A 15,294-nucleotide genomic window follows, 5' to 3' on the forward strand; every position below is an offset into this window, starting at 1 on the left:
AACCCGCAGGAGCGGCTGAACAAGGAGATCCGCCGCCGCACCGACGTGGTCGGCATCTTCCCCGACCGGGCCGCGATCATCCGCCTGGTCGGCGCGGTGCTGGCCGAGCAGACCGACGAATGGACCGAGGCCCGCCGCTACATGGGCCTGGACATTCTCGCCAAGGCCCGCGTCCGGCTCATCGCCAGCGACACACCGGCCCAGAACCCTCTCCCGCAGACACTTACCGCTTAACCTGCAGAAACAGGATCACGCGAAGATCGATTCATACACCACGTTCGTGGACGTGACCCGGGGATGGTCCCAACATCACGGTTAGCGAGCGAGGCCGCATCGCGTGCTCCCCGCGCACGCGGGGATGGTCCCCGTGCGTACGAGCGCGGTCTCCACCTCGCGGTGTGCTCCCCGCGCACGCGGGGATGGTCCCATGGCCCTACGCGAGGAGGACTTCGGGCGCATGTGCTCCCCGCGCACGCGGGGATGGTCCCCGGCCAGACCCTGAATCACACCTATGTCGGGGGTGCTCCCCGCGCACGCGGGGATGGTCCCTCCTGCCACATCTCGGTCGGGCCGACCCGATGGTGCTCCCCGCGCACGCGGGGATGGTCCGCGGGGGCACCCCGGCGGGGCTTGAGGTGTGTCGTGCTCCCCGCGCACGCGGGGATGGTCCCAATGAACAGTACGGCGTTTGGGGCGGAATGCTGTGCTCCCCGCGCCCGCAGGGATGGTCCCTCGTCCAACGAGGACTTCCAGTCGGCGAGCTTGTGCTCCCCGCGCTCGTGGGGATGGTCCCGAGACAGAGGCCCGTCGGCGTCTGGACAAGAAGTGCTCCCCGCGCCCGCGGGGATGGTCCCGCCAGCGGCGGGAAAGCCCACTGCCAGGGCAAGTGCTCCCCGCGCACGCGAGGATGGTCCCCAGACCCGAAACCCCATGTGCCAGAAGGAGGAGTGCTCTCCGCGCACGCGGGGATGGTCCCGTGTCGGCGGACACGGTGATGGCGCTGGACATGTGCTCCCCGCGCACGCGGGATGGTCCCGCCGGATCCTGCTCGGGATGTTGAAGGCGGCTGTGCTCCCCTTGCACGCGGGGATGACCTGGTTGCTGTCGCCTGCAGATTCTGCAACGAAGCGCACGCGTACTGAGACGTAAGATGGCCTCCGACATCCGGCGGTGGTCCAAAGGTGGATGGTCTGCGAGTCAGTGATCGTGGCAGCAGCGCTCCCACCCTTGTGGAGAAGTGGGGAGCGGCTGACTTCAACACGCCTAGCGATGCAGATCATCGAGAGTGCTCTCCGCGCACGCGGGGATGATCACTGCGCAAGACCCGGAAATGGGTCGCCGCCACCGTGCTCCTCGCGCACGCGGGGATGGGGACCTACGATGCGGACCGTATCCCACCCTGGCTAGGTGCTTCTCGCTCAGGCAGGGTGGGCCCCTGGGGCAGCGCGGCACCTCTGCGCCGCCGAAGCGCGCCCCCACGCATGCGGGGATGGCCTCGAGGAGTGAGACCGAGCCTTCTCTGGGGACTGTGACCACTTGTCGATCGGGGCATTCGCAGGCCCTACATGGCGATGATGCCCTTTAATTACTCCATGCTCGGTGAGGGGACACCCCATGCCCGGTTGGTTAAGGGATCGTCAGCTGAGGCACGTACGGTTCGGATCAAGCACAGTCGAGAGCTGAACGTGTCGTTGCCAACGTGCAAGCAGTTGATTGACGGTGGTGCTGCGTGTGGATGGCCATGGGATCGACGGCAGCCATGGCAGGTGGAGCAAGAGACCTCGGAGGTGCGCTTTGTCGGCAGCGCTCTGGGCGCGCTTGATCAGGTCGTACGGTGAACGCCGAACCGGGCGTTTGGCCAGCCTGGGGCAAGGCGCGCACTGACCAAGTTCACCCCCTCGTCTGCCACGTTCTCGATACTGCTGCGGTGGCCCAGCGCCTTGTAGGCGTGCTGACCGGGCCGCAATGTCGAGATGAACTGCGTGCTGCGTTTGAGCCGTTGGGGGAGGAGGATGCGTGGATCGCTACCCTCTGTGGGCTGCACGACCTGGGGAAACATAGCCCGACGTTTCAGGGGCTTCAGGTTGAGGTTGCCTTGGCGAGGTTCGATGAGGCGGCCGCTGCTGATCTGAGGCGCGTGGCGAAGAGGCCGGAGCTCAGGCGGCGCATCGATACACCGCATGGACTGGTCACGGCCATGCACATGCGCGACCTCCTCCGTAGCTGGGGCGCGCTGCCGGCCACTGCCGAACTCGTCGCTGCCGCGCTCGGCGGGCACCACGGTTACTTCCCTGATGGGACAGCACTGCGTCAGGCGCGACGAGAGATCAATGACCACGGCGGCCCGACCTGGGAAGCATGGCGCGATCAACTCGTCAGAGAGGTCATTGCTGTGCGCGGCCTGCCGGATCCCGGAGAGGTCCCCTGGCAGGACGTGCACGTGAGCAGCGCCGCCGCGGTGGCCCTCGCCGCTCTGACCACGATCAGCGATTGGATCGCGTCGGACACCAAGAACTTTCCCTATGCGGATGTATTCGATCTCCCCGTCTACAACAGGAGAGCTGATGAACGCGCGTCGCTAGCCGTGGAGAGGCTTGAGCTGTGCCCTTGGGAGCCGCCCACGTCGTTCAGCGAGTTGTTCCCGGGTGAAAAGCCGCGGCCGGTGCAGGTTGTCGTCGAGCGTGTAACAGGGGATCGGGACCAACCGACATTAGTGATCGTGGAGGCTCCGACGGGGGAAGGTAAGTCCAAGGCAGGGATTCAAGCTGCCGCAGCCTTGATGCGCCGCCTTGGCCTCCTGGGTACCTACGTCGCCAACCCGTCCAAGGCGACGAGCAATCAGATGCTGACCGAACTGGAGAGGCTGCTAGAGCGCCTTGGACACGACAAGACGGTCAGCGTCCGGCTGATCCACTCCGGCGCGCTCGATCACCTGAACGAGCGGGTAGCCGACCCAACTGACGTGAGTCGGGACAACGAGGACGACTCCGATGTCCAGGCGAAGGAGTGGTTCACTCGCAAGAAGAGCCTGCTCGTCCCGGTCGGCGTTGGAACGATTGATCAAGCCCTCAAAGCGGTCATCCGGTCAGGCCACGTCTTCGTACGGCTGGCCGCGCTGACCAACAAGGTCGTCGTCATTGATGAGGTCCACGCATACGACACCTATATGTCGACGCTGCTCGACCGGCTGCTCGCCTGGCTCGGACGGCTTGGCACGTCGGTGGTGATGCTGTCGGCCACACTGCCTTCGACCCGGCGGCAGGAACTGGTGGCAGCCTGGCAGTCGGGCCTGCTGAGGTGCCTGCCACGGGATGTCCCGAAGGCGGAACCATGCAGCGATTACCCGAGGGTCACGGTGGCCGGCGCTGGCAGCCCCATGACCGAGCGTGCCGAGGTGTCCGACCTCAACGTCAGCCGCCCGCTTCACTTCACTCCGGTCAACGACGAAGACGTAATCGACTGGGCCTTGAATCAGGTGGCGGATGGCGGCTGCGCCGTCGTGATGCACAACCTGGTACGCAGGGTGATCGCTACCCACGAGGCTCTCGTGACACGAATCGCGACCCTCCCACTGGAGATGCGCCCCCAGCTGTTCGTGATCCACGGTCAGTTGGACGATGGCCCGCGTCGCGCCGTTGAGACCGCATTGAAAGCCGCCTTCGGCAAGGATGGAGCACGGCCAAGGGCGATCGTGGTCAGCTCCCAGGTCTTGGAACAGGGACTGGATCTCGATTTCGACGCGATGCTCACGGATCTGGCTCCCGTGGACTGGCTGATGCAACGAGCTGGCCGGCTTCACCGCCACGACAGGACGCGAGGGGAACTTCGTCTGGCGATCGCGGGCGTGGTCGACACCGAGGCCGGCCCTCAGTTTCCGCGGTACAGCGAATCGGTCTACGCGCCGATCACGCTCATGCGAACCTGGGCTCTGCTGCAGGAGAAGACCTGCCTGAACCTGCCTGACGACGTACCCGCCTTGGTCGATGCCGTCTACGGGCCGGGCGGGGCGATCTCCTGTCCGCCCGGGTGGGAGGAGTCATGGCGGATCGAGACCGAGCGCCTGGCCCACGCGCTGAAGGTGGCTGAGCGCAACGCCCGTCTTATGTATCTCCCACACCCCAATGCGGTCTCTCATCTCGGTGAGTTGACCAAGCACAACAAGCACGCAGGACGAACGCGAAGCAGGTGATATCCGCGGTGGAGCACTCTGACGACGTCCCTTCCGTTGACGTCGTGCTGTTCCGAACTTCTCATGGAGGGCGGCCCGTTCCGACCTCTGGCGGCGACCCAGTGGAGCTGACCGCTCTGAGCCCTCCCGATGAGGACGTGTTACGAGCACTGCTCGACGCTTCCCTCCAACTCACCGCGTCGGCAGACATGCCCGCCGATGTCGTACGGGCGATCGCTGCGACCCCAGTGCCGGAGCTTTTCCAACGGTCTCCATGGCTGTACGAGCACAGGGTTCTCATGACCACCGAAGGCCGGTGCGCCGTCGGTAGTCATGTGCTGCGTTACGGCGATGGCCTGGGCCTCCTTGCGGAGGATGTCGATGCCCTCGCCTGACGACATGGTGCCATCGTTCGATCTACTGACCCAGCCCTGGATTCCTGTCGTGGGACCTGATGGGCGGGTCGATGCCATGGGACTTGAGGACGTCGTCGCGAAGGCTCATACCATCCGCCGAATCGCGGGAGAGGCGCCCACGATGACGGCGGCTCTTCATCGCCTCCTCCTGGCGGTCTTCCATCGCGCATATGGCCCGCCGAATGAGACGGTATGGCGAGACCTGTGGGAGGCGGAGAGTATCCCCGCCGATCCGCTCCGCAACTACCTGGAGCATCGACGGGATCGTTTCGATCTGTTTCACCCGAAGGTGCCGTTCATGCAGTGCGCTGAGTTGAGGTCCCTGACCCCGGCTACAGCGGCGAAGCTTGTTCCGTACCGCGCCGTCGGCAACAACGTGACGCTCTTCGACCACACCACGTCCGAAGACAAAGTCGTACTGACCCCACAAGAGGCGGCCCGATGGCTGGTCACGGTTCAAGCCTTCGACCCGGGAGGGATGAAGACCCCGTACGAGAAGGACAAGTCGTCGGAGCGGGCACCCTGCAATTGGTTCGGAGTCGTCCTGGTCGAGGGGCAGAACCTCAAGGAGACCCTCCTACTCAACGCCCTGGTCTACCTGCCGGACTACGAGAAGCCGGAGATGACCACTGCTGACGACAGGCCCGTCTGGGAGGAGCCGACCGGGCCTTCGCCGAGGCCCGACAAGCGCACCGCGCGAGGCTGGACCGACCTGCTGACCTGGCCGTCAAGACGCGTACTGCTGTTCACGAGGGAAACAGGTGGGAGCAGTGTGGTGGACGCCGCTGTCATAACGCCAGGGACGCGGCTCGATGTGAAGCTGCCGGACGAGGAGAAGATGGCGGCCTTCCGCACGCCGAGAGACGCGAAAGGGAAGTTCAAGAAGGACGCCCCCCTGCTGCCGGTGAGGCTCTACCCGTTGCGCGGCGTCTGGCGCCACAGCGTGGAACTTCTTCTGAGCGATCCATGGGAAGAGCACCAATACCGCCAGCGCCCCGCGGCCCTCGACCAGATGGCCGAACTGGCGGAAAGCGGCTACATCCCCGCAGACGCCGTCTACACCCTCCGCCTCTTCGGGCAGCATCTCGATTCCAAGGCGACGGTCGTCGAGACGTGGCTGGAAGAGGAGGTTCCCGCGCCTGTTCCGCTGATTCGAGCACGGGACGAACAACTGAGCGGGATCATCGGGCACGCGATTGCCCTTGCCGATGACGTGGGTTCCGCGTTGCGTTCGTTCCAGAGCGAGTACCACCGTGAGTTCAAGGCCGATCAACCCGTGGCAGACATCAGCCGCGGTTACTGGCCTCGCCTCGCGCGTCCCTTCGGAGCATTTCTGATCGACTTGGGCAAAGCGCGTACGGCTGGCCGTTCGGAAGCACCGACCGCTCGGGCATGGGGATGGCACGTGGTCGAGTTGGCTCGTGCGGCCGTGGACCGCTGGGTTGCCGGCTCGCCCGCTGAGAGTCGCGCCATGCTCGCGCTCGGAAAGCACCGCGCCATTTTCGATGATCGCGTGCAGACCGCGGAACGCGTCTTTCGTGCCCGGATCCCGAGCTATACCGATGGACCGGAGGAGCCAGATGCCTGACCAATTCTCCATACGACGGGATGCGTACATCACATACCTCTGCGGCCTGGAAAACGCATTGCGCTCGGATGACCGGCGGCGAGTGTCCGAGGCACGGAGGGTGCTCGCCAGATTGCGTCAGAGCTTCGTGGAGGGCAGGCAGTATCAGGCGTACGAGATCGTGTTCCAAAACGATCCGCCTCAGGGGGATGGCTCTGAACCGGAGACGTGGCTTCTTGTGGGCGGCCTGTTCTCGCTGCATCCGTTGAACTGGCGGAGTGGGGGAGGAGCGCGCTCGTTTGGCGCCTCGCTTGGCAGCCTGCAGAAGAAGCTGGGAAGCCCAGTGGTGGACCGACGACTCACTCAGCTACTGGCCAAGGACAAACAGACTCTCCCGCACTATCTACGCCAGACGATCCGGTTGCTGTCCGCGCATGACATTCCCGTCCGCTACGAGCGGTTGCTCTCTGACCTGCTCGTCCTGCTCGGCAGGGACCACCGAGGCGACAGGGCGAGCAGAGTACGCCTGACATGGGCCCAGGAGTACTACACGCTGGCTTCCGCGAAGCCGGCGAAGGGACAGGACCAGCCTCCCACCGATTCCCTGGAGACGAGTCAATGATCATCGAGCTTCATCTGCTCCAGTCCTTCCCCGTCAGCAACCTGAACCGGGACGACGTGGGCCAGCCCAAGACAGCCACCTTCGGCGGCCATGTCCGGGGACGCATCTCCAGCCAGAGCCTCAAGCGCGCCGCCCGGGAGCTCTTCAAGGTGTACGGGCTCGACGAGTCCGAGGTCGGAGTCCGTACCAAGCGCCTGCTCGACGGTGTGGTGGAGCGCCTTGTAGGCCAAGATCATGACCGTGAGCAGGCGCAGACCGTCGTCACGGCAGCCTTGCAACAACTTGGCTTCGGATTGGATCAGAGCCGCGGACTCACCGAGTACTTGCTGTACGTCGGAAAGGGAGCCATCGACCATCTCGCGGCGTACTGCGAGGAACGCTGGGACAGTCTTGAGAAATTCGCCGCCGCGAAAACGAAGGCTCAGAAGGAGAAGATCAAGCCGGACAAGGCCGCGCAGGCTGTGGCACGCCAGGTTCTCGACGCTGGTCGGGTCGCGGACATCGCACTGTTCGGCCGGATGATCGCGGACAACAAGGACCTGAACGTCACCGCCGCATCACAGGTTGCCCACGCCATCTCGACGCATGTCGTCGCCACCGAGTTCGACTTCTACACCGCAGTCGACGACCTGAAGCCGGACGCCGAATCCGGAGCCGACATGCTCGGCACGATCGACTTTAACTCCGCCTGCTACTACCGGTACGCGAACGTCGATCTGACCCAGTTGACTAAGAACCTGCAAGGCGACGTCGACCTCATCCGCCGCACCGTTCAAGCCTGGCTCCTGGCCTTCATCAACGCCGTGCCGAGCGGCAAGCAGAACTCGATGGCGGCGCGCACCATGCCCGACACGCTCCTTGGTGTGGTGCGTGACCATGGGGCCTGGAACCTGGCCAACGCCTTCCTCAAGCCAGTTGTCGACAACGACATCATGGAGGGCTCGACCCGGTGTCTCGTCGATCACTTCGGCAAGCTTCGTTCCTTCTACGGCGGCGAACAGATCCGCACGGCCGTAGCCGCATCCGTGTCTCAGGAGATCCCCGCCAACGAGGGGCTACAGGTCGTGGGCAGCCTCGACGCCTTCACCAAGGGGCTGCTGGCCGGCGCTGGGGAGTACGGCGGATGACGTACAACAGTCCCACGTCGCTCGCCTTGTGCTTCGACGCGCCGATGCAGTCATGGGGCATCAGGTCACGCGGGATCATCCGCGACACGATGCCAGAGCCAACGAAATCGGGCGTCCTTGGTCTGCTGTGCGCAGCATTAGGGATCGACCGCAACGATGATGCCGCCCTTGCCGAGTTGACCAGGCTTCGCCTGGCCGTGCGCGTAGACCGCGAGGGCGTCGTCGAGCGCGACTACCACGTCACGCAGAACGTGCCGACCACACAGGGCGCAGGACATCGCACCGTCGTCAGCGAGCGGTACTACCTGGCCGATGCGCTCTTCTTGGTGGTGCTGGAAGGTGACGAGCGACTGCTGACCAGGGTGGCCGAAGCAGTGGAACGGCCACACTGGCGGTTGTCTTTCGGGCGCAAAGCCTACGTTCCGGCGCGGCCCATCCTCGCGAGGGGAGAAGGGCCAACGTCTCGAACTGCAGAGAAAGCTTTGGCCGGGTACGGGTGGCTGGAGAACTCGGCCACTGCCCGCGCCTCGATGAAGCGCCAGGTGATCCGGCCTGGTCTGCGTATCGTCGTTGAATGCCCGACGAACGCCATCGATGCTGAGGCCCGTCATGATCAGCCTCTTAGCTTTGCCGAAGGTAGCCGGCGTTTCGCGCCCCGAACCGTACGAACCGGAGAGGTTCCGCTGACTGACGAAATGATCTCCGCGGGAGAGAAGCTGTGTTTCTGAGCAAACTCACCGTCGACCAGCGGTCTCGCGCGTTTCTGCGCGACGTCGCTGACGTTCATGACATGCATAGAACGATCATGTCTGCGTACCCGGAGCTACCGCCGACTGCTACTTTTCGCAGCCAGCATGGCGTGCTCTGGCGGCTCGATACGGTGGCGGGTGGCGGCTTGGTGCAGTATGTCCAGAGCCAGACGGCTCCCGACTGGGAGCGTCTCCCGGCAGGGCTCCTCTTGCGGCCGGCGGAGGTCCGCTCCCTTCAGCCGGTACTGAACGCCATTGCGCCCGGACGGAAGTTCACGTTCCGGCTCATGGCCAACCCGACCCGCGACGTCCGTGTCGAGAATGGGAAGCAGCAGCGGAAACGCGTTCCACTTCAGCAGCCTGCCCAGCAGATCGAATGGCTGATCAGCAAAGGCGAGCAGCATGGCTTCGTCATCCCCTCCAGCCGGCAGGGTGCTCCCGACGTGGCCGCGAATCCGGCTCCGAGACTGGTTGGGAAGAAGCGGGAGGTACGGCGCGTCACCGTTGATCCTGTCCGCTTCGACGGTCACCTGATGGTCACTGACTCGTCGGCCTTCACCGCTGCCTTGATCAACGGCATCGGGCGCGCCAAGGCATACGGCTGCGGTTTGCTCAGCCTCGCACCTGCACGCGCCAGCTGATCTTCTGCGCACGCTGGAAGAGCATTCGGAGGCCTTCTCCTGGTGGATCGTACGCCTTGCAGTTGATGGCCTCCGTGATCACATCCCCGCGTGCGCGGGGAACTGCTCGGCTGTGAGAGTCGCTGTTCCTCTTCTCACCGGACCATCCCCGCCTACGCGGGGATCACTTGCACCATGAAGGGTACTCACACGTGGCGCTTCGAGCGGCTGACCTACGTCGTCACAGGTCAGCTGAGCCCATCGGTTTGATGGGGCAGTTGACGTGCCCGCCCCGCATGCTCAGCGGAGCTCGATCAGAGTGTTTGCCCCAAGTAGTGCAGCGCCCGCCGCGGCTGCACCCGCGAGCAGTGCCATGGCCACGTCTTTGTTTGACCTGTAGTTCAGGAACGTCACTGCTAGCCCGACAACAGTGGCGAATAAGAGTAGGGCGAAGGCCCGGACGGTGAATAAGGGTGTCACTGGTTCTCCCATGGCGTGTGCTATCCCTCTCCTCACGTTACGTGGATGGAGAGGAGCATGTGACTCAGACTTGTGATCGCCGAATGGGAGGGGTGCGGCCAGGGAGCCTGTTCGTGTAGGTCGGGGGCAGTTGGGCCATCGCTGCGGGATCTATAGCAAGATGGCATATATTGCTTTGCTCAAGCTCCTTGAGCGGCTCAACCCAAGACTTAGTGGAGCAACGCTAGGTCATTCAGGCGTACGTGTGACTATTGGGCGCTTATTTCTCGAATGGTCGATTAGTGCAACAAACTCCCACTGTGGCATCATTTACGGGCCTGAGTAGGCCCCTTCCGACCAGCCCTTCCTGTGCCCGTAGGCGCGTTCCGTGAGAAAGATTGGTTGGTGGGGTGAAAAGGTGATGCTTCCTGCGCACGTGGGGATGGACCCGGCTCCTGCTCAGCGTTGTCCCCCGTTCGGCCGCTCCTCGCGCACGCAGGGACGGTCCCTGGGGGCAGGCCGCTGTGGACAAGGTGCCCAAGTGCCTTCTGCGTGCGCGAGACGGCTCGCAGTCCAAGCGAGGCGTTCGACAACAAGCATCTGCTCCTGAGTGGTGGTGTCCAGATGCTGTGCCGGAGGATCCGGATCGGATCGCGTCACCCTTCAGAGTGACCAGGGGGTGGAATTGGAATCGGGGCACAACTTCGCCAACGACTTCGTCGACGAGGTGCCCTGGTGATGGTCATCGTGCTCACGCGTTGTCCCGCTGGGCTGCGCGGCTTCCTGACGCGTTGGCTGATGGAAATCTCGCCTGGGGTGTTCATCGGCGGTCCGACTGCGCGCATCCGGGAAGCGTTGTGGCTGGAGGTTCAGCAGTACGCGGATACCGGCCGGGCACTACTGGCCTACAGCACCAACAACGAGCAGGGGTTCGCCTTCGAGACCCACGACCACAAGTGGCATCCCATCGATCACGATGGCCTTGTCCTGATACGTCGGCCGAAGGATCGTCCCACCACCTCAGCAGCTGCACCTCCGGCCGGATGGAGCAACGCATCAAAACGACGACGCTATGGGCAGCGTTGATCGACGGCATTCCGTCTGGCGGCTTCATGCAGCGTCCTAGCAGTGTTCTTGTTCTCCGCACGCCAGCCCGCCGGGTGTCTCAAATGTCCGAGTTCTCGGAAGTGCTCAATTTGGGTGTTAGTGACGGCTCACGATGCAGGTCATCGAGTGTGCTCCCCGCGCACGCGGGGATGGTCCCGACGGCCACACCCCATGGCCTGCTGTGCAGCTGTGCTCCCCGCGCACGCGGGGATGGTCCCACGCTCGGCATGCTGGCCGGTTCCGGCGGCAGGTGCTCCCCGCGCACGCGGGGATGGTCCCCTGTACGAACTCGCCGAGCGGCGGGTGGGCAAGCGCTCCCCGCGCACGCGGGGATGGTCCCGCGGACCAGCGCCCGTCCGCGCGCTCTCCCAGGTGCTCCCCGCGCACGCGGGGATGGTCCCGCATCCGAAGTCGCGTCGGTATGCGAGGCGAGGTGCTCCCCGCGCACGCGGGGATGGTCCCACCATCCGGATCAGCGGGTTCGACACCCCGAACGTGCTCCCCGCGCACGCGGGGATGGTCCCCCGCGCACGCGGGGATGGTCCCGCTCACCTAGCCCCGCGAACGCCTTCTCCAGGTGCTCCCCGCGCACGTGGGGATGGTCCCGAGACAGCCACACCCGCCCCCTAGACGATCACTGTGCTCCCCGCGCACGCGGGGATGGTCCCAGCGTGACGCCGAGCAGCCCTCCCCGAACGGTGTGCTCCCCGCGCACGCGGAGATGGTCCCGGCTACCGGTGGGAGCCCGCTTCCCGTAGCCAGTGCTCCCCGCGCACGCGGGGATGGTCCCGATCTTGAGCGGCCGAGAGAGCCGAAGGCTCGGTGCTCCCCGCGCACGCGGGGATGGTCCCACCCGCCTCCAGGCCCTTGCCACCGAGCGAGAGTGCTCCCCGCGCACGCGGGGATGGTCCCGCGGAGGGGTTCGGCTCTCACCAGCTCCTCCTGTGCTCCCCGCGCACGCAGGGATGGTCCCGCCGCATCGACACAACCCAAGGTCGTGGAGGGGTGCTCCCCACGCACGCGGGGATGGTCCCGACCGCAGGCTGATCGGCCTCGCCGTCTTCACGTGCTCCCCGCGCACGCCGGGGATGGTCCCAGCTCGTGATCGGCGAGAACGCCGACCACTTGGTGCTCCCCGCACACGCGGGGATGGTCCCGGCTCCCACGAGGTGGACAGCATCCACGGGCCGTGCTCCCTGCGCACGCGGGGATGGTCCCTGATGCCGTGGTCCACCCAGCGCTGGAACCAGGTGCTCCCCGCGCACGCCGGGATGGTCCCGTAAGAATCTAAGAACATAAGAACGTGTCGCTGTGCTCCCCGCGCACGCGGGGATGGTCCCAGGTCCTCGGACTTGTTCACGCCTTCCTGCTGGTGCTCCCCGCGCACGCGGGGATGGTTCCTCCGCCACGGCGGACACGTTCGCGCTGGCCGAGTGCTCCCCGCCCACGCGGGGATGGTCCCCACTCCGAGCGGTTGCGGTCGATGTGGGTGAGGTGCTCCCCGCGCACGCGGGGATGGTCCCACCTTGGGGTCGATCGGCTGGGCACCGACGCGGTGCTCCCCGCGCATGCGGGGATGGTCCCACGCGAGGGAACACCAGGAGGCGTCCGCTGGTCTGGTCACCGCCCACGCGGGGATGGTCCCCGCTCCCCCGACCAGGCGGCTGGCGACGCCAAGTGCTCCCCGTGCGCGCGGGGATGGTCCCAGCGCGGGCGTTGGCCGCCTGCCCGCTGGTCAGTGCTCCCCGCGCGCAGGGGGATGGTCCCGACGCGCGGGCGGCACGCAAGGAAGTTCTGAGGTCCTCGCATGATGGCTGCCCTTCGCATGCCCCACCCAGCGAATGGTCCCGCAGATCGGTAGCGGACGAATCTCCTGCTCGTTGATTCTCGGACGCGCTGGGACGGGTAACGGACAGCGGTTCGGGGAGCCAGAGAAGGGAGCCAACGCCCGCCGACCAAGACCGGCATCACGAGACCGGCAGTGACGATGAGGCAGGTGGAAGGCTCCCCGTCCGACTCCTTCAGACCATGTCAGACCCTCTTCCCCTGCCGTCGCGTCAAGGTCAAGCCGGTCTCAGGCGGTCCGGCTGGCGAGGACGTTCAGGTAGCTGGTGAGATCGATGCTTCCCGGCAGAGTGCTCATCGAATGAGCACTCTCCGCACGGCCGGAGGAACGTCTGGTCCGGGCTGTTCGTCGTCATTGCGTGACCCTCTCCCCGGAACTTGACGAACGGCTGCGCGAGGCGTCCGCCAGGATGCACCGCGCCGAACACGTCCGGCGGCTGCGCGGGAACGCCGCGCAGCAGATCGCGGACGTCCGCGGCACCCTGAAGGGCCTGGAGTCCGAGCTGGCCGACGAGGAGCGTGACGTCGCCCGGCTGGAGGGCGGCCTGTCCGCCGTCCTGTCCCGCCTGTTGGGCAACCGGGAGGAGCGGCTGGCACGCGAGCGCGCCGAGGTGGTGGTGGCCAGGGAACGCGTGGACGGTCACCGCGCCCGGCTCGCGCAGCTCGAAGCCGACGTGGCGGCGGCCGACGCCGAGCTGGCCGTGCTCGACCCCGCCTCCCGCGAGTACGCGCGGCTGCTGGTCGAGAAGGAGCAGCAGATCGTCCGGAGCGGCGATCCGCGGGCGCGGGAGCTGGCCGACCTCGGCGCCGCGCTCGACCGGCTGAGCGCCGAGGTGCGTGAGTGCGACGAGGCCCACCAGGCGGGGCAGGGCGCGCACGAGACGCTGGCCGTCGTGCTGCGCCTGCTCGACTCCGCCAGGACGGCCTCCACCTTCGACGTGTTCGGCGGCGGCCTGATCGCCGACGCCTTCGAGCACGACAGGCTGACCAGCGCCGACAAGGCCGCCTGGCACGCCCAGCGGGCTCTGGACGTCTTCTCCCGCGAGCTGGCCGACACCGGGATCGCGTCCCGGCCGGTGATGCCCAAGGTGGACACGCGATGGTTCGTGGACGCCTTCTTCGACAACGTCATCAGCGACGTGCTCAAGCATCAGCGCATCGAGAAGACCAGGGCCGAGGTGCAGCGGCTGGCGCAGTGGGTGCGCGAGACCAGGGCGCATCTGAAGGGGCGGCGCGGCCAGCTGCTGGCCGAGCAGTCGCGGCTGCTGACCAGGCGCGAGCAGCTGCTGCGCCCTGAGTAGCCACTCGGCGAGCGCTACCGACCACTGTCGTCACGGACAGTAGTCGAATGACTGCATTACGTGAATGATGGCGAGGACGCCGGCGCCACGGCGCCGTACCTCAAGGGACAGGAACGCGCTCATGCTCCGTACCACGACCAGCCTGACCGGCCTCGCCACCGCCGCCGCACTCGTCCTGAGCCTGGCGGCCCCCGCCTCGGCCGCGACCGGCACCCTCTACATCAACCGGGCGCAGTACGACGACCCCAGCGGCTGCTACACCTCCGACAGCGCGAACCCCTTTGTCTACAACCGGACCGACGCCGTGGCCTTCGCGTTCCTCAGGCCGGGCTGCCAGGGGCCGATCACCGGGACGGTGCCGCCGGGCGACGGCCAGGAGATCGTCGGCACCAGCGTGTTCATCCGGTAGGGAAAATCGTCCGGCCACGGCCCCGCAGCGTTGTGCGGGGTCGTGGCCTTCGTCGTTCCGGGGAAGGGGGCGGCTCACATCGAGGCGGCGCCGGAGGCGAGGGCGACGATGCCGACGACGGTCATCAGGAGCGTCGTGCCGGGGTGCATGGTGATCGAGATGCGGATGTCCTGCTTCTTCCAGGCCAGCCAGACGCCGGGGTAGAGGAAGACGAGCTTCGACAGGACCGTCCAGGGGGCCCAGAAGTGGTACACGGAGAACAGGAGGGTGTTGAAGATCGGGGCCCACTTGCCGAGCTGCGGCAGGCGGGGCAGCAGGAAGCCGCGGAAGTAGTACTCCTCGATCAGCGGCAGGGTGAAGCCGGTGAACGGCCCGCAGACGAGCAGCGTGGTGAGCACGACCGCCTGCGGGTAGCCCTGGAGGTAGGTGGTGCCGTCGGGGCCGGCGCCCTGGTAGTCCACCCAGGTGAAGAACCAGTCGTAGACGAGGTTGTCCAGCGGGGTCAGCGCGAGCGAGACGACGGTCATCCACACCAGGCACGCGCCCCCGAGCCACATGACCTTGCGGCGCGTGAGCGGCTTGTCGCGGTAGCGGACGACGCCCTTCAGCGTGAAGCGGCCGGTCTGCTTCCTGCCCAGCCACAGCAGGAACAGCTGGAGCGGGAAGAGCACGATCGCGAGGGCCATGGCCCAGGCCGCGAAGATCGGCGCGCCCATCGCCCGCACCAGCGGGGCGGCGACGAACGCGTACACGGCCACGATGGCCGCGCCGGGCACCAGGTGCAGTGCGATGGAGAGCGGGACGGAGTGACGGTCCGCGAGGAGCTTCGCGACGAAGCCTGTCGGGTGGGCGCCGGCCGGGGGCCGCGTTGCTGTGTCCATGCCGGCAATCGTGGCCGGGCGAC

Annotated in this window: 12 protein-coding genes and 2 CRISPR repeat arrays; of the genes, 11 read left to right on the plus strand and 1 reads right to left on the minus strand. The window is 66.1% G+C overall.

What is annotated here, in order from left to right:
* The 11 genes from ACIBQ6_RS47215 to ACIBQ6_RS47265 all read left to right on the plus strand — a co-directional run.
* Positions 1 to 234 (plus strand): transposase (locus ACIBQ6_RS47215; protein ID WP_397219176.1); only part of this gene is annotated, 234 nt, incomplete at its 5' end.
* Between the two features lie 42 nt (positions 235 to 276).
* Positions 277 to 1,097: a CRISPR direct-repeat array (repeat unit 29 nt; unit sequence GTGCTCCCCGCGCACGCGGGGATGGTCCC).
* A 737-nt stretch (positions 1,098 to 1,834) separates the two neighbouring features.
* A complete protein-coding gene (cas3, locus tag ACIBQ6_RS47220) occupies positions 1,835 to 4,189 on the plus strand; it encodes a CRISPR-associated helicase Cas3' (protein WP_397219177.1) in 2,355 nt (784 codons plus the stop codon).
* 8 nt (positions 4,190 to 4,197) lie between these two features.
* Positions 4,198 to 4,563, plus strand: a complete 366-nt coding sequence (locus ACIBQ6_RS47225) for a hypothetical protein (protein ID WP_397219178.1) — start codon at positions 4,198 to 4,200, stop codon at positions 4,561 to 4,563.
* A 4-nt stretch (positions 4,564 to 4,567) separates the two neighbouring features.
* Complete coding sequence (gene casA, locus ACIBQ6_RS47230; RefSeq protein WP_397219179.1) at positions 4,568 to 6,172, plus strand: type I-E CRISPR-associated protein Cse1/CasA; 1,605 nt, start codon at positions 4,568 to 4,570, stop codon at positions 6,170 to 6,172.
* Positions 6,165 to 6,773, plus strand: coding sequence for a type I-E CRISPR-associated protein Cse2/CasB (casB, locus tag ACIBQ6_RS47235; RefSeq protein ID WP_397219180.1), 609 nt, complete (start codon positions 6,165 to 6,167; stop codon positions 6,771 to 6,773). Before casA ends, casB begins: the two co-directional genes overlap by 8 nt.
* On the plus strand, positions 6,770 to 7,900 hold the full coding sequence (gene cas7e, locus ACIBQ6_RS47240; RefSeq protein ID WP_397219181.1) for a type I-E CRISPR-associated protein Cas7/Cse4/CasC: 1,131 nt from the start codon (positions 6,770 to 6,772) through the stop codon (positions 7,898 to 7,900). Before casB ends, cas7e begins: the two co-directional genes overlap by 4 nt.
* Complete coding sequence (gene cas5e, locus ACIBQ6_RS47245; RefSeq protein WP_397219182.1) at positions 7,897 to 8,628, plus strand: type I-E CRISPR-associated protein Cas5/CasD; 732 nt, start codon at positions 7,897 to 7,899, stop codon at positions 8,626 to 8,628. The genes cas7e and cas5e overlap by 4 nt, the downstream gene beginning before the upstream one ends.
* Positions 8,619 to 9,290, plus strand: a complete 672-nt coding sequence (gene cas6e / locus ACIBQ6_RS47250; protein ID WP_397219183.1) for a type I-E CRISPR-associated protein Cas6/Cse3/CasE — start codon at positions 8,619 to 8,621, stop codon at positions 9,288 to 9,290. The genes cas5e and cas6e overlap by 10 nt, the downstream gene beginning before the upstream one ends.
* A gap of 1,173 nt (positions 9,291 to 10,463) precedes the next feature.
* The gene (gene cas2e, locus ACIBQ6_RS47255) at positions 10,464 to 10,814 is read left to right on the plus strand and encodes a type I-E CRISPR-associated endoribonuclease Cas2e (protein ID WP_397219184.1); all 351 of its coding nucleotides are present in this window, start codon (positions 10,464 to 10,466) and stop codon (positions 10,812 to 10,814) included.
* A gap of 149 nt (positions 10,815 to 10,963) precedes the next feature.
* Positions 10,964 to 12,602: a CRISPR direct-repeat array (repeat unit 29 nt; unit sequence GTGCTCCCCGCGCACGCGGGGATGGTCCC).
* Between the two features lie 437 nt (positions 12,603 to 13,039).
* The gene (locus tag ACIBQ6_RS47260; RefSeq protein WP_397219185.1) at positions 13,040 to 13,981 is read left to right on the plus strand and encodes a hypothetical protein; all 942 of its coding nucleotides are present in this window, start codon (positions 13,040 to 13,042) and stop codon (positions 13,979 to 13,981) included.
* A gap of 121 nt (positions 13,982 to 14,102) precedes the next feature.
* Positions 14,103 to 14,390, plus strand: a complete 288-nt coding sequence (locus tag ACIBQ6_RS47265) for a hypothetical protein (RefSeq protein ID WP_397219186.1) — start codon at positions 14,103 to 14,105, stop codon at positions 14,388 to 14,390.
* Positions 14,391 to 14,464: 74 nt separating this feature from the next.
* Here ACIBQ6_RS47265 and ACIBQ6_RS47270 read toward each other — a convergent pair whose 3' ends face one another.
* Positions 14,465 to 15,271: a CPBP family intramembrane glutamic endopeptidase gene (locus ACIBQ6_RS47270; RefSeq protein ID WP_358289441.1), complete on the minus strand. Its 807-nt coding sequence runs from the start codon at positions 15,269 to 15,271 to the stop codon at positions 14,465 to 14,467.
* Positions 15,272 to 15,294: the final 23 nt, after the last annotated feature.

The organism is Nonomuraea sp. NPDC049655, from assembly GCF_044465465.1.
Taxonomy (GTDB): Bacteria; Actinomycetota; Actinomycetes; order Streptosporangiales; family Streptosporangiaceae; genus Nonomuraea.